Raw genomic sequence first — 15,529 nt, 5'->3', positions numbered from 1 at the left:
ATGGGGATTAGGAAGCTTTGAAAAGACGCCCCTTGCTGGCGGCATTCTTTGCCACAGAACGCAGTTAGCGGTAGATGGCAATGCCAATGCCGTTGCGGCGTGCCTGATCGACGATCTCGGCGATTGCCGGATCTGCGATATCCCCCTGCGGGCGCAAAACACGCGACACAGTAATGAAATTATAGCCAGCCTTGATCAGCACCTGCTTTGCGGTTTCTCTGGCGAAACCAGCATGTTCGCTCTCAATCGCCACAATGAAGTTGCGGCGCTGCGGTTGCGTTTGCGGCGGCTTGGGGGCTTCACTTGCCCGACCCTGAACACAGAAGATCATGCGCTTGTCTCTTTCAATCCCAACAGCCTCGACTCTTAATGGCGTAGACGCTCCATGTCGAGATATTATCAATAATTATGTCATAGAAGACGGGGATGACCGATATAACGCGCCCAAAATTGCCCGAAGCTGTTCAGAAACGCCTTTGACAGCGCTTTGAGCAATTCATGGGATCAGAGCTTGGGATGGAGGCGTGAATCAGGCAGTTTCTTTCTGGGCCCAACTCATGCGTTTGCGATAGATCGTGGACGGGCTGATCTCCAGAGCGGCGGCTGCACGGGAAATGTTGCCATCAAAATAGCTAAGAGCGCCTTCGATGATCTGTTTTTCCTGCTGCCAGAAAGGCTGGATGGATTCGGACATGGCCTTGCCCATCTGGCGCAGATCGCTGATGGCCTGATTAAGGTCATGCTCGAAACTCTCGTCACTGCGCAGAAGATCAGGCAGATGATCCGGCTCGACCACGGCTCCGTCATACATCACCGTGAGGCGTCGGATGGTGTTCTGCAATTGGCGCACATTGCCTGGCCAGCGATAGGCTGTGAGCATATATTCGGCTTCCGTGCTGAAGATATGAAAGCCCTTGCCCTCTTCGCGGGCATATTGCTGCAGGAAGCTCTTGGCCAGTGGCACGATGTCGCCCGTCCGGTCGCGCAGAGGCGGCAGATGGATCGGCAAAACATGCATGCGATAGAACAGATCTTCGCGGAATCGACCCGCCCGCACTTCTTCCAGAGGATCGCGGTTGGTTGCCGCGACAAAGCGGATATTGAGGGAAATCTCCTCGTTGCCGCCCACTCGGCGTAGAGTGCCGGTCTGGATGAGGCGCAGAAGCTTGGCCTGAAGGTCAAGCGGCATTTCGCCGATTTCATCAAGGAACAAGGTGCCCCCGTCAGCCAGTTCTGCTGCGCCCTTGCGGTCGTCATTGGCGCCGGTAAAGGCCCCGCGCATGTGGCCGAAGACTTCCGATTCCATCAGATCCGCCGGAATGGCACTGCAATTGATGGCAATGAACGGGCCGGAATTGCGCGAAGAACGTGCATGAAGTGCCTGAGCACAGACTTCCTTGCCGGTTCCCGATTCTCCGGTGATGAATACCGGAGCCTTGGAACCTGCAATGCGCATGATCTGGTCATAGACCCCTTGCATGGCAGAGGATGTGCCGATAAAGCCCTCGAAATCACGCATGATCTCGGCGTCTATTGCACGATCAAATGTCTCTGTTCCATTGCTGGCGTTTGTCCCTGCATGACCTTTGGGGGCCGATTTGTGGGACGAAACGAGAATATCTCCGTGCGGGGCAGGGCGGTGATGGGCGATCATCTCGCTCATCCGGCTGCTGAGCACGTCGGCGGAAACAGGGCGCGCGATGAAATCATGTGCTCCTGCCTGCATGGACGCCACCGCGCGAGAGACGGAGCCATTTTCGCTGAGCGCCAGAAGCAACATGTTGGGGTGGCGGCTTGCCAGACGTGACAGGACCTTAAGCTCTTCTTCGTCCTCAAAGGTGATGAGGGCGCAGGCCGGCTCCATGAGGAAGCTGGACGGGGCTTTGTCGTCGAACATCTGGATATCGCACGGCTGCTTGAGTTTCTCCTCGAGCAGGTCCGCCAGCTGATCATTGATCATGCGGCGAAATGCGGGATCAGAACTAACGACTGCAATGCGGACAGAATTAAGATCCGCAGGTCCTGATGACATGGTTGGGCACCCCTGTTGAATTGACTTGTAAGGCTATGTTGCTCAAACAGGGTAAACAAAGTCTTTTCATTTATGCACTCTGGGCCAAATAGCGCAGCTTTTTGTCGCATTATGCGAAAAAAATCGAAAAACTGGTGTGTAAAGGATTGATAAAAATCAAAAGCAAGCTTGCCAAGGACAATAGTTATGATCATGGATGACTAAAAATGAGCCAAAAGAAAGGCCGGGTAGACATCGCACCCAGCCATTCAATCGGGCAAATTGTACCTTAGCCTGCGAACAGGCCTATGCCAGCGCAGCCGGGAAGCCGGCTTCTTCAATGGCTGTGCGGATCGCTTCCGGATTGGCACCAGATTCGACCTTCACTTCGCCTGTTTCAAGGCTGGCATCCACTTCAGCGGACGCATCCACGCCTTTGACGGCTTCAGTCACTGATTTGACGCAGCCACCGCAGGCCATTTCTTGAACATTCAATTTGATCATGAGGTGGTTTCCATTCTTTAATCTGTCAAAGTTGAATATTAGAACTATATTTATTGTACAGGTCCGGTGCAATGGCTTTTCAAAAACTTGACAGGCGAGCGGGGCAAAGCACCTGTTTGCGAACCAAACCAGGCGTGAAGCCCATTACTATCTGAGAGCTGAACAGCGAGAAACAAAATGAGCGACAAAAAGGTGGCAGTTGCCTTTGGTGGTGGTGGCGCGCGTGGCATATCCCATATCTGGATCATGGAGGCGCTGGACGAGCTCGGCATAAAGCCCGTCGCTCTCTCTGGAACATCAATCGGTGCTCTGGCTGCAGTATGTTATGCCTCAGGATATTCCGGGGTCGATCTGCGCGCCTATATGCTTGATCTGTTTGGCAATACAGGGGAGGTTCTATCCCGTTTCTGGAAACACCGCCCGCGCAGCTTCTCACGGCTCTTTTCAGTGCAAAATCCCATGGCCAACTGGAGCCAGTTCGATCCGGTCTGGATGGTGGAAAGCTTTCTGCCACCCGATATCAAAAAGGATTTCAGCGCCCTTGAAATTCCGGCCAGCTTCAGTGCCACAGATTATTTTTCTGGCGATGAGGTTATTTTCAACAAGGGGGATTTGATCAACGCACTGGCCGCTTCCATTGCCATTCCGGCCCTTTTTCGCCCTATCGAAATCAACGGGCACCTGCTGATCGATGGGGGCTGTGTCAATCCTCTGCCAGTGGATCATGTGCGGGCGCAGGCAGATATCGTCATCGGTGTGGACGTGGTTGGTCTGCCGCAAAAGCCACGGGATGGCAAAATCGGGTCATTTGAAATGGGCTTCGGAGCAACACAGATTCTCATGCAGACAATCCAGCGCGAAAAGATGCGCCATGACAAGGCTGACATCTTGGTACAGCCAAGAGTGGATGCCTTCCGGCCTCTGGATTTTCTCAAGACAGCGGACATTCTTGAAGCCAGCCGCGACACCAAGGAAGAAGTCAAGCAGAGCTTGTCTCGCCTGCTTGAGCGATGAGCAAAGAATAACGAGTGATGGCAGCCCTGTCCGCATTTCACAGCCGTTCTGCTACGGGCACTTTTTTCACGATGTCGTGAAACTTTCGCCCTGATTCGAATGTTGTGTTCACATATAGGGGGTATGTATGGTGTAATACGTATTATTCACCATGGTGCCATTACCTCAAACCGCAATTCAAACTGCTTGACTCCGGATCATCCATGCCCTTCTCTCATCATGTCCCGACCATTTGCTTTGGAGCCTTCTTCGCGGTGCTGATTCCCATAGAGGCGATGACGGCGGGTATGGTGGAGCAGGAGAAGCGGTCCAAATATGCCGGACAGCAAGAGCGAACCATCAAGAGCCTGTCGCAGGACGATATAGACGAGCTTAAGAAGGGTGGTGGCTGGGGGCTCGCCAAGGCTGCCGAACTGAACGGCTTTCCCGGTCCAGCCCATTTGCTGGACCTGAAAGACAAATTGGTGCTGGATGACGAGCAGGTCGAGAAGCTTGAAACGCTCTATGAGCAGATGACAAGCGATGCGCGGAAGGAAGCCAAAACCTACATTTTTCTTGAAGCCAAGCTTGAAAAGGAATTCAGCGCGGGCCGCATCAATGATGGTCTGTTGCGCACGGCCTTGGGCTATATAGAAGAATCCCGCCGCAAGCTGCGCTATATCCATCTGTCCGCGCATCTGGAAGCAACGAAGATTGTGACCCCCGAGCAGGTTGAGCACTATAATGCCTTACGGGGATATAGCGAAGAGAGCGATGTCTGCGCCTCAGTGCCAGAAGGGCATGATGCCGCCATGTGGCGCAAGCATAACGGATGTGGTGAGAACTAAGACGGTTGCTGAGATGCCGTGCATAGGGCGGCCCCGATGAGAGCTTTTTCCTACAGAGACAAGCAACGCTAAGACAAACAAAAAAGAGGGCCGATTGACCCTCTCTTTCGTGCATGTCTTGGGATGTTCACCTGCAAGCGCGCCTAGTTGCGCGCGATAATCTCGCGTTCCTGAAAATGTTGCATCGGACCGCATGTGCCCGTTTTCCGACGCACAAGAAACCGTGGACGGCGAGCCGAGATCTGTGCATGTGGCCGACGTGGCATTTGTGGCCCCGTCACCAGATCCGCAAGCGGGCCATTCCTGTCACTGGCCACTTCATAATCGCCAGCGCCCAGAGGCTTGTGCAACATGGGCAAATGATAACGATTGGACCAGCTCTGCCAGTCAACGGCAGCTTCTTCCAGATCTGTGCTTGCCATCAAGGGCAAGGTCAGATTGGGATCGTCATGTACAAGTTCGAGAATGCAGATCAGCGGATTGCCTTCGCGCTTGCCGACAATGAAACGGGCCCCGACACCTTTATAATAAGCCAGTGGGACGCGCACCAGCAGCGGCAAACCGCAGCTGAGATTGCACTCGACAAGCACCTGATCTGCCTTGATTTGAACGATACCGGGAACCTGTGCGCCGAACAGAGCGGTTTCGCTGAAGCCGCTGAGCTTGGCTGCCTTGGATCGGATTTCGCCGGATTGGAAATACTTTGCCAGATTGTGGGGATCAATGCGTGCTGCCCCCTCAACCTGGTAGGAAATGGCTTCCGTGTATTTTTGATTTTCCTGACGCCTCACGAGCCTTCTCCTTCGAGCCCCTTTTGGGATGCTTCTTTTGAATAGGCTCAGCCTAGCAAACAGGCTTCAGTATTTGCTTAATTAAGAGGGTTAAAAAAGCGTGATATTATATAGGGTTAGGGAATTATTACCGGGGTCGAATCTTCACCTTTTGGCAACCACTTTCCCCCAGATTGTGCTCACGGCCCTTATGCCTTTTTACTTGCTCAAGCCGCTTCAAGCCCCTAAGACAGAAGGAAAGCGTGTTTTGATCGCTCCACCCGCAAAGCAGAAGACAAGAGTTTATGTCAGACCTTCTTGATCAGTCCATTATTGAGGAAAGAGCCCACCATCTTGTAAAAGCCGCCATGAAGGCTGGAGCCGACTCCGCTGATGCGGTCGCTGCCAGAGCCATTTCCAGTTCGGTTGGCTTGCGCGATGGATCATTGGAAGAAAATGAGCATTCCGAGAATGACTCCATGGCGCTTCGGGTCTTTATAGATGGGTGTAAGGCATCCATTTCCACCAATACCACCGACGATCTGGATATCCTGACCAAGCTCGCCGAACGGGCGGTTGCCATGGCGCATCTGTCTCCGCCCGATCCCTTCGCGCGACTGGCCGCGCGCAGCGATCTGATGGAGCCTTCTCTTGTGGCCGAACGGGTCAAGGCCTGTGATCCGGCCGATCTCAATATTCCCACCTCGGAAGATCTGACCCGTATGGTGGAAGAGGCCGAAGAAGCTGCCATGGCGGTGGAGGGGGTGACCAAATCCGGCGGCGCCGGTGCCGGGCATTTTCTGGGGGGCGCTGTGCTGGCCACGTCTCACGGCTTTGTTGGCTCCTATCTGTCTTCTCGTATTTCATTCTCCGTCACTGCCATTGCAGGCACTGGCATGACGATGGAGCGGGATTATTCCTTCTCGGCTGCGGTGCATCGCGATGATTTGCGGTCTCCGGGGCTCGTCGGCCGTCGGGCGGGTGAGCGGGCGGTGAGCCGTCTCAATCCGGCCAAGATCGAAACCGGCACCTACGATATCCTGTTCGAGCCTCGGGTTGCGACAACGCTGGTTGGCCATTTCGCGTCCGCCATCAATGGTGCAGCCATTGCGCGGCATACTTCTTTCCTCAATGACAAGCTTGGTCGGCAGGTCTTCCCGTCCGGCATTTGCATCAATGACGATCCGATGCTGCCACGCGGTCTTGGCTCGCGCCCCTTTGACGGGGAAGGCGTGGATTGCCAGCCTCTGGCTCTGGTGGAAAATGGCTATCTGAACCAATGGGTTCTGGATAGCGCAACCGCTGCCGAGCTGGGAATGAAAACCAACGGACGGGCAACCCGCTCAGGCGCCAACCCTTATCCGTCAACGACCAACCTGCGCCTTGAGAAGGGCACCCACACCCAGCAGGAGCTGATTGCCGGTATCAAGGATGGCATTTACATTACCGACCTGATCGGGCAGGGCGTGAATGGGGTGACGGGCGATTATTCCCGTGGCGCTTCCGGCGTGCGCATCAAGGATGGCAAGCTGGCCGAAGCCATTTCCGAAATCACCATCGCCGGCAACCTCGTTGACATGTTTGCGCGGATGATTCCGGCGGACGACCTTTCCTTTGAACATGCGGTTAATTCACCGTCCATTCTGGTAGAGGGCATGACAGTTGCCGGACGATAAGACTTGCAAGGCATCTGCCGGTTCCAAACACGCCTACAAGGAAGACACCAAACTTCTGGAAGACGCTGCCAGCAAGGCAGGGGCGCTTGCGCTGCGCTATTTCAACAGGGACCCACAGGTCTGGACCAAACAGAATTACAGTCCGGTCACAGAGGCTGATCTGGCCGTTGACGAGTTTCTAAAAGAAACTCTGATGGCCGCCCGCCCGGACTATGGCTGGCTTTCCGAAGAGAGCGAAGACAATCCCGAGCGGCTGGAAAAGCAGCGCGTCTTTGTCATCGATCCCATTGATGGCACCCGGGCCTTCATTGATGGTGGTACGGAGTGGACCATCTCGCTTGCGGTGGTGGAGAATCACAGGCCGGTGGCTGCCGTGCTGTTCGCACCCGTGCGCGGTGAGATGTATTGCGCCTCCCGCTTTGGTGGCACACAGCTTAATAATGTGCCCGTTGTCTGTCCGCGCCTCGCCAATCTGGATGGCGCCAGAGTAGCCGGTCCGCGTCCGGCTATTGCCAGAGGGCCGCTGGCCCGTGCTGGTGTGCAAAATGCCGGCTATGTCCGCTCGTTGGCCTACAGAATCGTCATGGTCACCACCGGAGCCCTTGATCTGGCTCTGGCTCGCGAAGACGCCAATGACTGGGACTTGGCGGCCGCTGACCTCATCGTCGAAGAGGCTCACGGTATTCTGCGCGACAAGTCCAACAATCTGCTGAAATATAACCGGCCCAATGTGCATCATGATAGCCTATACGCCTCCTGCAAGGCGCTTGGTCGTCTGGTTGCTCCCATGATGCCAGCCTTGCAATTTCCGCAAAGACGCCACGGTTGAGTCTCGCCCGAAGAGGGCTGAAAAGGCGGGCTTTGCGCGCCTTCATCCGCATGCGCTTGTGGATTTAACCTTACTGGCTGTTTTAATGCGCAAATATGGCAGATCCTGTCCCTCTCTCACGGTCTCCGCTCTTCCCTTTGCTGCCGAATAGCACTATATGGAGAGCGCAAAAGACGGAGCTGGCTGACTTGTTCGAGCAGGGTTTCTCTTCGTCAGGTCAGATCGGAGTAGGCGCAAACCGTGCGAGAGTTGAAGAAAATTTTTCGCTCCAAACCAGTGTTGACACTGGGGGGACGGCTGATTGCGCTCTGGCTGCGGTTGGTGCATGCCACCAACCGTATGGTCAACAATCCCGATGAAGGCTATGCAAGGGTCGAAGGGCACTATCCGGCGATCGTGGCGCTCTGGCATGGGCAGCATTTCATGGTGCCTCTGGTCAAGCGCAAGAACGACCCCTTCAAGGCGCTGGTATCGCGCTCCGGGGATGGGCATCTCAATAGTGTCGCCGCAGAGGCTCTTGGCGTTGATGTGGTGCGCGGCTCCGGCGGGCGCAATCGCTCCAAGACGCTGACAAAGGGCGGCATTTCAGCGCTGAAGAATCTGGTGTCCTGCCTGCGTGAAGGCATTGGCGTTGTGATGACAGTCAATGTGCCCAAAACTGGCGCCAGAGAATGCGGTCTCGGCGTGGTCACGCTGGCCAAGTTGAGCGGGCGCCCGATCATTCCGGCCGCCTATGCCTCTTCCCGGCGCATTGATCTTGATACCTGGGACAAGGCATCGGTCAATCTGCCCTTCGGCAAGGCTGCCTTCATCATTGGCGAACCGATCTATGTGTCGCACGAGGCCGATGAGGCCGAGTTGGAGCGCATGCGCCAATTGGTGGAAGCTGCGCTCAATGAGACCACCCGCAAGGCCTACGAAGCTCTCAAACACTAGCGCCATGGGCAACAAAGTGTCTGGTGTCGGCTTGCATGGTCAGATGTCCTGAAGGTTTGTTTACCGTTTGGAGCCTCTATGGACAGGCCCCCTTGCAAAAGAGCGGAAACGCTTGCATGTTTGGGCAATCTTGTGTGTAGTGTGCAAGGTTGTATAAAATATAATAGCAAAAATGGCTTGGCCATTCGCTCGGACATTTGTAGCATGCGGCAGCTTTATCGGGGGGCCTCGCTTTAGGGAGGTCAAGCTGTTGATTGTCTCCCCGCCGCCATCTTTTGGACCATAAGTTTAGGCCATAGTGAGGAAAACAGAACGGATAATTGATGGACTGGTCAGGACGATTTGCACTTTCCACCTATCGCATGGCGGGATATGCGGCGAGCCCTTTGGCTCCGCTGTTGGTTGGCTTGCGCGCGCGCAAGGGCAAGGAGATTCCGGCCCGTCGCAAGGAGCGCTACGGCAAATCTTCCATCGCTCGCCCGTCTGGCCCTCTCATTTGGGTGCATGCGGCCTCTGTGGGTGAAACCAATGCCGTACTGCCGCTTATCAATCTGATAACGGAAACCGGCACTCAGGTTCTGTTGACAACTGTCACGGTCACATCGGCCCAAATCGCCCAAAAGCACCTGCCAAGTGGCGCCTTCCATCAGTTCGTGCCCTTTGATATTGCGCCTTATGTCAATCGGTTCCTCAATTTCTGGCAGCCGGATATGGCGCTGTTTGTGGAATCGGAAATCTGGCCCTTTATCCTGTCAGAATTGAACAATCGCGACATCCCCATGATCGTGGTCAACGGGCGCATGTCTGAGCGATCATTCCGGCGCTGGTCCAAGTTCCCTTCGGTCTTCCGGCAGATGTTCGGCAATGTGCCGCTCTGTCTTGCTCAGACCAAAGAAGACAGAGACCGTTATACCAATCTGGGCGTGGCGCAGGTCGAGGTGACCGGCAATCTCAAATTCGATGTACCTCCACCTCAGGCCGATGAAGAGCAACTCCAGCGCCTGCGCATGGCGGTGGGCAATCGTCCGGTCTGGGTGGCCGCAAGCACGCATCCGGGCGAAGAGCGGCTTCTGGCTCAGGCGCATAGTCGCATGGCAGTGCGCATTCCCAATCTGCTCACTATTATCGTACCGCGCCATCCCGAGCGCAGCGACGATATCATGAAGGAACTGGTTGGCATCGTGCCGCGCATCCAGCGCCGTTCTGAAGAGCCCGATCTGTTCCCTAAAACCGATATCTATATCGCTGATACCATTGGCGAAATGGGGCTATTCTATCGCCTGTCCCGCATTGCATTTGTCGGTGGCTCTCTGGTTGACCATGGCGGCCAGAACCCGATTGAACCGGCCCGACTGGGCTGCACGATCCTGCATGGACCAAGTGTGGAGAATTTCCAGAATATCTACGATGCTCTGGATCAGACCGGCGGCGCGGAATGTTTGCATAATGAGCGCGAACTTATTCAGACCCTTGCACGCCTCATGTCCTCCTCTGCCGAAATCGACCGGCGTGTCGAGTTGGCCAGACGGTCCCTGCGGCCATTCTCTGGCGCTCTTGACATGACGATGATGGCGCTTAATCCTTTCCTTGAGCCCCTCAAGATCAATGCCGAGCTGAACAGGGCGAATAGCGAAACGCCTTGAGCTAACGCGCCAGCCGGGCTATCGGGCAACAGGAGAGCAGACTATGAAGGCACCCGGCTTTTGGACAGAGCGAAACGCTCTGGCGTGGCTTCTCTATCCCGTTAGTCTTGTCTACGGCCGGATTTCCCTTGCCCGTTTTAAGAAGAAAGCTCTCTACAAGGCCCATATGCCCGTGCTTTGCATCGGTAATCTGGTGATGGGAGGGGCAGGCAAGACGCCGACTGCGATCACGTTGGGGCGCGTGGCCAAAAGCCAGCATCTTTCTCCAATTTTCTTAACGCGTGGCTTCAAGGGGCAGGAGCCCGGCCCTTTGCTGGTTGATCCTGCTACCCATTCCATCGCCGATGTTGGCGATGAAGCCCTGTTGTTGGCCCGTGTGGCGCCAACGATCGTCTCTCGCGACAGGGTGGCGGGTGCAAAGCTGGCCGAAGAGATTTCCGGTGGCAAGGAAGGCAGCATCATCATCATGGATGACGGCTTCCAAAACCCCTATTTGCACAAGGATTTCAACCTGATCATCGTGGATTCGCAACAGGGCCTTGGCAACGGCTTTGTCTTCCCTGCCGGCCCCCTGCGTGCGCCGCTCCACCCTCAGGTCTGGCGTGCCGATCAGTTTGTCATCGTCGGGGAAGGATCCAAGGGGCCGCAGTTGCACCAACTTTTCTCAAAGCTGGGCAAGGGCACGGTTAACGCCCGTTTGCTGCCGGGGAAATGCAGTTTGTTGGGCGGAACCCGCATATTTGCCTTCTGCGGCATCGGCCGACCTGACAAGTTCCACCGTACGCTCGATCAACTGGATCTTGCGGTGATTGATCATATTCATTTTGATGACCACCACAGCTTCACCATCGAAGAAGGGCAGGAAATTCTGGATCGGGCAGCCGCGCAGAATCTCGAAATCGTGACCACAGCCAAGGATCACGTCCGTCTAGCCGAACTGGGCGAGGTCGGAGCGCAGCTGGCCAGTAAGGCTCATATCATCGAGGTCGATATGGGCTTTGAAGACAAGGGCTTTGCGGCGCGTCTGCTCACTGAGGTTCGCCGCAAATTCTCGCGACGCTAGGATTATCTCTAGAGAGATGCTCCAGACTGTGTGTCAGTCCTTTTTCGCGGCAGCGGCTTTTTCGGCCTGAAAGGATGCTTCGCAGTCGATATAGGCTTCCTGACGATCCACCGACCAGTATTTCAGGTCATCAAGTGGAATGGGGCGGCCGGTGACGGCACATCTGACGTAAGACCCTGAATGAATGACCTGCAAGTCTGCATCTTTATAGCGCAGCACGGCTTCCTTGCCGGAATTTGGCAGATTGATCATCATGGTCTTGGTCCTTTCCCTTATGCGTCTTGTCTTGTTCTAGCGCTCAATCCACGCTCTGACCAGCCCTTGCTGCAAGATTGCTCGCGATTTTTTCGCAAGCCAGCGGCTACATGTTGCCCTTGCCAGAGGAGAAAGGCGAGAGCGCGCGTCGGTACCAGTTCTCGACCGGGTTGGTGTCAGCGGCACCGCCATGACCATGTTGCTTGTTGATGACATAAAAGCAGGTCAGGATCGCCATCAACCCGAAAATGACGGCACCAACGGCCTGCCCGAGCAAAGCCCCTTCCGCGCCTGCCAGATAGGTGCCCAGCATAACGGTAGGGATGGTCCCCAGCGTTGAGCGCCCCCAGTTGAAGGCCGTGGAATAGGCAGGGTGCCCGAGATTGTTGAAGGCGGCGTTGGAGACAAACAGGAAGCCCATGAAGATGCTGCTTGGAGCAATCCACGTACAGAAGAAGCGCACGAAATCGGCCGCATCACCCTCGGCTTGGAAAATGTCGACAATCATGCCCTGCGCCACAAACAGGATGAACCACACAAAGAGCGAATAACCCAGAATGAAATACATGCTGTCGCGCAGGGTGAGCTTGACGCGATGATGAAGTCCTGCGCCCAGATTTTGCCCGAAGATCGGCCCCACTGAGCCTGAAAGTGCAAACAAGGCTGTCCATGCCAAGGGTTGGATGCGTCCGATGATGGCCCAGCCAGCCACGGCCTGATCGCCATAGTCGGCGATAGACATGGTGACATAGGCGTTGCCAACGGGAGTGGCCACATTGGTCAGCATCGCAGGAATGGCTATGGGAAACAGAACCCGCCATTGACTGAAAAGATCTTCCAGACTGTCTGGCTTGGCAAGGATCTGCTTGACAAAAAGCGTGCCGCGAATGCCCATGCCGATCATCACGAAGCGGGACAGGACCGAGGCAATGGCCGCCCCTTCGATGCCTAGCCCGAATCCGAAAATGAAGATCGGGTCGAGAATGGCCGAGGCAAAGCCGCCAGCCAGCGTGACATACATGGACCCCTTGGCGTCTCCGTTGGCGCGCATGATGCCGGCCAGCATCATCGAAATGCCAAGAAACGGCATGGATGGGATAACGATAGACAGGAAGCTAACGGCAATCGAGTGGGTGTCTCCCTTCGCTCCGATAAAGGTCAGCAGCTCGGGAATGAAGGCAAAGACCAACCCTGCCATCACGATCATCATCAGGAAAACGGCGATCAGTGCGCTGCCCGCCCTCCGTTTGGCAAGCTCTTTGCGCTCTTCTCCCAACGCGCGGGCAATGATGGCAGAACCGCCGATCATCATGCCGATGCTGAGCGAGTTATTGAAGAACATGATCGTGGCTGAATAGCCAATGGCCGCTGCCAATTCCGCCTGCCCAAGCAGGGAGATATAGAACAGGTTCGCCAGATCCACCATGAAGACGGCAATCATGCCCACCGCGCCTGTTGCCGTCATGGTGACAACATGACGGAAAATCGAGCCGGTCACGAATTTGGCCCGTTGGGAGGTGTCCGTTTTGGGCTGGGAAGCGGCTGCCGAAGACGGCTGCGTGATCTTTTCGGTCATGCAAATTCCTGTTTAGTGGCATCCGGCCAAGTCGCCGCCGGTGTGGTGCGATCCGGCAAAGGCATGAAAATGGGTAGCAATGGGGTGTGCCTTGTCAGGTTCCCTTTGTCGGCCCAGAAAAAAGGTTGGTCATCCGGAAAATGTCAGGCCCATTAAATAGGGAATGTCGGCGGATATTGAAAGAGGGGGAGGCCGCTTTCTTCCTCTTCGCCCTTGCTGCCGAAGCAATGCTTTTGCCACAGCAGAAGGAGAAACTGAGCGGAAAGAATGCAAATCGGCCCGCGCAGATCAAAGACACGGGCCGAAATGGATAAGAGATTGGACAAGGGAAAGAAGGCTGAAACCAGCCTGCCTCCTAGTCGTTGAGTGGGTGGTAATTCTTGTTTCCACCCTTGCCACGGTGGGACTTCTTGTCCTTGCGGTATCCATCATTCTGGCCGCGTCCTTCGCTGCGACCATCACGGCGGCGTGGGCGCGGACCATCATTGAAACGTCCCTTGCCACCGGCGCTGCGCGGTTTGCCGCGTCCGCCACCAGAATTAAGCAGATGCTCGGGGCGTTCGCCGATCTTGGTGATGCGCAGGCTCTTCTCGCCGGTGCCTTCCGCCTCGGTTACATCCTGAAAACGGTCTGCAACATCTGGGGCCAATTCAAACACGGTCTCGCCATCGAGAATGCGGATGAAGCCGACCTTCTTCTTGTTGAAGCCGCCGACACGGCAGATGAGAGGCAACAGCCAGCGCGGCTCGGCCCGATGCTTGCGCCCGGCATTGATGCGGAACCAAACGCCATTTTCAAAGTCGTTTCTTTCCTGAACGCCTTTGCGAGTGTCTTCCTTGTAGTTGACGGCAATCAGCTCTTCAGGCGCAGGATAGTTGGCCTGCTGGGTCGCAAGGAAGGCATGGGCAACCTGTTCGGCCCCATAGGTGGCCAGCAGGCTCTCGGCCAAAGTCAGATCATCGCCGGTTGGCACTTCAAGCAGCTTGGGATGCTCGAAGATGCGCGCCTGATCATTTTTCAAAATATCGTCGATGCTCGGCACCGGTTCCCAATTGACGCGCACACGAGCGAATTTCAGGAGACGGTTGACCAAGTTGCGCTTGTTGTGCGGAACGATAATGGCGCAATTGCCCTTGCGTCCGGCGCGACCCGTGCGGCCCGAACGGTGCAGCAGGGCGTCAGAGTTGTTGGGCAGATCCGCATGGATCACAAGATCAAGGTTCGGTAGGTCGATACCGCGTGCAGCCACGTCGGTGGCCACACAGACCCGAGCCCGTCCATCACGCATCGCCTGCAGTGCATGGGTGCGTTCAGCTTGGCTAAGCTCACCGGAAAGCGCGACTACGGCAAATCCACGGTTCGAAAGGCGCGCAGACAAATGGCGCACCATTTCGCGGGTCGAGCAAAAGATCATCGTGCTGGGCGACTCGTGGAAGCGCAGAACGTTGATGACGGCCTTTTCCTTGTCCTTTGGCGAAACAAGATGGGCGTGATAGTCGATATCCGCGTGCTGCTGGCGCTGTTCTGCCGTTGTAATGCGTAGGGCATCGCGCTGGTAGGTTTTGGCCAGTTCTTCAATCGGGCGCGGTACGGTTGCCGAGAAGAGGAAGGTCTGGCGCTCTTCAGATGCGTTGGAAAGGATGAATTCCAGATCTTCGCGGAAGCCCAGATCAAGCATTTCATCAGCTTCATCAAGAACAGAAACTTTCAGCCATTTCAGGTCAAGAGAGCCGCGTTCGATATGATCGCGCAGACGGCCCGGCGTGCCCACCAGAATGTGGCAGCCATGGGAGAGATCGCGGCGCTCGCGGCGAATATCCATGCCGCCAACGCAGGAGGCGATATGCGCACCGCAGTCGGCATAAAGCCATGTCAGTTCGGCCTTGACCTGCATGGCCAATTCTCGCGTTGGGGCAATGACCAGTGCCAGCGGCTCGGCAGCGCGCGGCAGCTTGCCCTCTTCCCCCAGCAGGCTTTCAGCCATGCCCAACCCGAAGGCAACGGTTTTGCCAGAGCCGGTCTGGGCGGACACCAGAAGGTCGCGGCCCTTCACATCGGCTTCGATGACAGCTTGCTGTACAGAGGTAAGATGATCATAGCCATGATGGGTCAAGGCTGTGGCGAGCACGGGATGCACGCTTTCGAAATTTGTCATAATAGGCTTTCCAGGAAGTCCTTGCCAGCAGAGCTCTGGCCTTCGTAAATTGATTCCCGCGTCTTGAAGCCTTTTCCCCTCGCAGCTCTCTTGCTCAGTCGCAAGCTGCTCCATCGGCCAACCATGTCACGGGGTGAGGCCCCCTTGTAGAGGACGCTTTGCGAAATTGCAATCACTCCTTGGCAATCCCTTCGGGCAATTGGGCATAAAAGAACGAGAGGGGCAGCCTCGCCGTCTTCTCGACACCGTCTGCTCCCCTCACAATGTCGA

14 protein-coding genes are annotated in these 15,529 nt (G+C 55.8%); 7 read left to right on the top strand and 7 right to left on the bottom strand.

The window, feature by feature from the left end; translation table 11 throughout:
* Positions 1-64: 64 nt before the first annotated feature.
* The 3 genes from ACKPCT_RS11620 to ACKPCT_RS11610 all read right to left on the bottom strand — a co-directional run bounded on the left by ACKPCT_RS11620 (position 65) and on the right by ACKPCT_RS11610 (position 2,515).
* Positions 65-331: a hypothetical protein gene (locus ACKPCT_RS11620; RefSeq protein WP_090070814.1), complete on the bottom strand. Its 267-nt coding sequence runs from the start codon at positions 329-331 to the stop codon at positions 65-67.
* A gap of 198 nt (positions 332-529) precedes the next feature.
* On the bottom strand, positions 530-2,032 hold the full coding sequence (locus ACKPCT_RS11615) for a sigma-54-dependent Fis family transcriptional regulator (RefSeq protein WP_090070813.1): 1,503 nt from the start codon (positions 2,030-2,032) through the stop codon (positions 530-532).
* 285 nt (positions 2,033-2,317) lie between these two features.
* Positions 2,318-2,515, bottom strand: a complete 198-nt coding sequence (locus tag ACKPCT_RS11610) for a heavy-metal-associated domain-containing protein (protein ID WP_090070812.1) — start codon at positions 2,513-2,515, stop codon at positions 2,318-2,320.
* Between the two features lie 177 nt (positions 2,516-2,692).
* Here ACKPCT_RS11610 and ACKPCT_RS11605 point away from each other — a divergent pair, with 177 nt between their 5' ends.
* Both ACKPCT_RS11605 and ACKPCT_RS11600 read left to right on the top strand, forming a co-directional pair.
* A complete protein-coding gene (locus tag ACKPCT_RS11605; protein ID WP_090070810.1) occupies positions 2,693-3,529 on the top strand; it encodes a patatin-like phospholipase family protein in 837 nt (278 codons plus the stop codon).
* 203 nt (positions 3,530-3,732) lie between these two features.
* On the top strand, positions 3,733-4,356 hold the full coding sequence (locus tag ACKPCT_RS11600; RefSeq protein WP_175527978.1) for a hypothetical protein: 624 nt from the start codon (positions 3,733-3,735) through the stop codon (positions 4,354-4,356).
* Positions 4,357-4,499: 143 nt separating this feature from the next.
* Here ACKPCT_RS11600 and ACKPCT_RS11595 read toward each other — a convergent pair whose 3' ends face one another.
* Positions 4,500-5,147, bottom strand: a complete 648-nt coding sequence (locus tag ACKPCT_RS11595; RefSeq protein ID WP_090070808.1) for a DUF6101 family protein — start codon at positions 5,145-5,147, stop codon at positions 4,500-4,502.
* Between the two features lie 284 nt (positions 5,148-5,431).
* Between ACKPCT_RS11595 and ACKPCT_RS11590 the strand changes: the two genes are divergently transcribed.
* From ACKPCT_RS11590 to lpxK, 5 genes are all read left to right on the top strand, one after another.
* The gene (locus ACKPCT_RS11590) at positions 5,432-6,802 is read left to right on the top strand and encodes a TldD/PmbA family protein (RefSeq protein ID WP_090070807.1); all 1,371 of its coding nucleotides are present in this window, start codon (positions 5,432-5,434) and stop codon (positions 6,800-6,802) included.
* Positions 6,789-7,631 carry a 3'(2'),5'-bisphosphate nucleotidase CysQ gene (locus tag ACKPCT_RS11585; protein ID WP_090070805.1) on the top strand — a complete coding sequence of 281 codons (843 nt, stop codon included), beginning with the start codon at positions 6,789-6,791 and terminating at the stop codon, positions 7,629-7,631. The genes ACKPCT_RS11590 and ACKPCT_RS11585 overlap by 14 nt, the downstream gene beginning before the upstream one ends.
* A 240-nt stretch (positions 7,632-7,871) precedes the next feature.
* Positions 7,872-8,567 (top strand): lysophospholipid acyltransferase family protein, encoded by a 696-nt coding sequence (locus ACKPCT_RS11580; RefSeq protein WP_139229231.1) that lies wholly within the window; start codon positions 7,872-7,874, stop codon positions 8,565-8,567.
* Positions 8,568-8,890: 323 nt separating this feature from the next.
* The gene (locus ACKPCT_RS11575; protein WP_319569269.1) at positions 8,891-10,210 is read left to right on the top strand and encodes a 3-deoxy-D-manno-octulosonic acid transferase; all 1,320 of its coding nucleotides are present in this window, start codon (positions 8,891-8,893) and stop codon (positions 10,208-10,210) included.
* A 43-nt stretch (positions 10,211-10,253) separates the two neighbouring features.
* On the top strand, positions 10,254-11,273 hold the full coding sequence (gene lpxK / locus ACKPCT_RS11570) for a tetraacyldisaccharide 4'-kinase (protein ID WP_319569268.1): 1,020 nt from the start codon (positions 10,254-10,256) through the stop codon (positions 11,271-11,273).
* Positions 11,274-11,306: 33 nt separating this feature from the next.
* Here lpxK and ACKPCT_RS11565 read toward each other — a convergent pair whose 3' ends face one another.
* From ACKPCT_RS11565 to ACKPCT_RS11555, 3 genes are all read right to left on the bottom strand, one after another.
* Positions 11,307-11,528, bottom strand: a complete 222-nt coding sequence (locus tag ACKPCT_RS11565) for a DUF2093 domain-containing protein (RefSeq protein WP_407062705.1) — start codon at positions 11,526-11,528, stop codon at positions 11,307-11,309.
* Between the two features lie 106 nt (positions 11,529-11,634).
* Positions 11,635-13,104, bottom strand: a complete 1,470-nt coding sequence (locus ACKPCT_RS11560) for an MATE family efflux transporter (protein ID WP_090070797.1) — start codon at positions 13,102-13,104, stop codon at positions 11,635-11,637.
* 355 nt (positions 13,105-13,459) lie between these two features.
* Positions 13,460-15,259 carry a DEAD/DEAH box helicase gene (locus tag ACKPCT_RS11555; protein WP_090070795.1) on the bottom strand — a complete coding sequence of 600 codons (1,800 nt, stop codon included), beginning with the start codon at positions 15,257-15,259 and terminating at the stop codon, positions 13,460-13,462.
* Between the last annotated feature and the right edge of the window lie 270 nt (positions 15,260-15,529).

This window comes from Cohaesibacter marisflavi (assembly GCF_963665895.2).
Taxonomy (GTDB): Bacteria; Pseudomonadota; Alphaproteobacteria; order Rhizobiales; family Cohaesibacteraceae; genus Cohaesibacter; species Cohaesibacter marisflavi.
This window is presented reverse-complemented; position numbering and strand designations above follow the sequence as displayed.

Excerpts from the sequence above, each read along its gene's own strand:
- ACKPCT_RS11615 (WP_090070813.1), bottom strand. The coding sequence starts at position 2,032 with ATGTCATCAGGACCTGCGGATCTTAATTCTGTCCGCATTGCAGTCGTT.
- lpxK (WP_319569268.1), top strand. The coding sequence starts at position 10,254 with ATGAAGGCACCCGGCTTTTGGACAGAGCGAAACGCTCTGGCGTGGCTT.
- ACKPCT_RS11610 (WP_090070812.1), bottom strand. The coding sequence starts at position 2,515 with ATGATCAAATTGAATGTTCAAGAAATGGCCTGCGGTGGCTGCGTCAAA.
- ACKPCT_RS11605 (WP_090070810.1), top strand. The coding sequence starts at position 2,693 with ATGAGCGACAAAAAGGTGGCAGTTGCCTTTGGTGGTGGTGGCGCGCGT.
- ACKPCT_RS11575 (WP_319569269.1), top strand. The coding sequence starts at position 8,891 with ATGGACTGGTCAGGACGATTTGCACTTTCCACCTATCGCATGGCGGGA.
- ACKPCT_RS11560 (WP_090070797.1), bottom strand. The coding sequence starts at position 13,104 with ATGACCGAAAAGATCACGCAGCCGTCTTCGGCAGCCGCTTCCCAGCCC.
- ACKPCT_RS11565 (WP_407062705.1), bottom strand. The coding sequence starts at position 11,528 with ATGATGATCAATCTGCCAAATTCCGGCAAGGAAGCCGTGCTGCGCTAT.
- ACKPCT_RS11620 (WP_090070814.1), bottom strand. The coding sequence starts at position 331 with ATGATCTTCTGTGTTCAGGGTCGGGCAAGTGAAGCCCCCAAGCCGCCG.
- ACKPCT_RS11590 (WP_090070807.1), top strand. The coding sequence starts at position 5,432 with ATGTCAGACCTTCTTGATCAGTCCATTATTGAGGAAAGAGCCCACCAT.
- ACKPCT_RS11600 (WP_175527978.1), top strand. The coding sequence starts at position 3,733 with ATGCCCTTCTCTCATCATGTCCCGACCATTTGCTTTGGAGCCTTCTTC.
- ACKPCT_RS11555 (WP_090070795.1), bottom strand. The coding sequence starts at position 15,259 with ATGACAAATTTCGAAAGCGTGCATCCCGTGCTCGCCACAGCCTTGACC.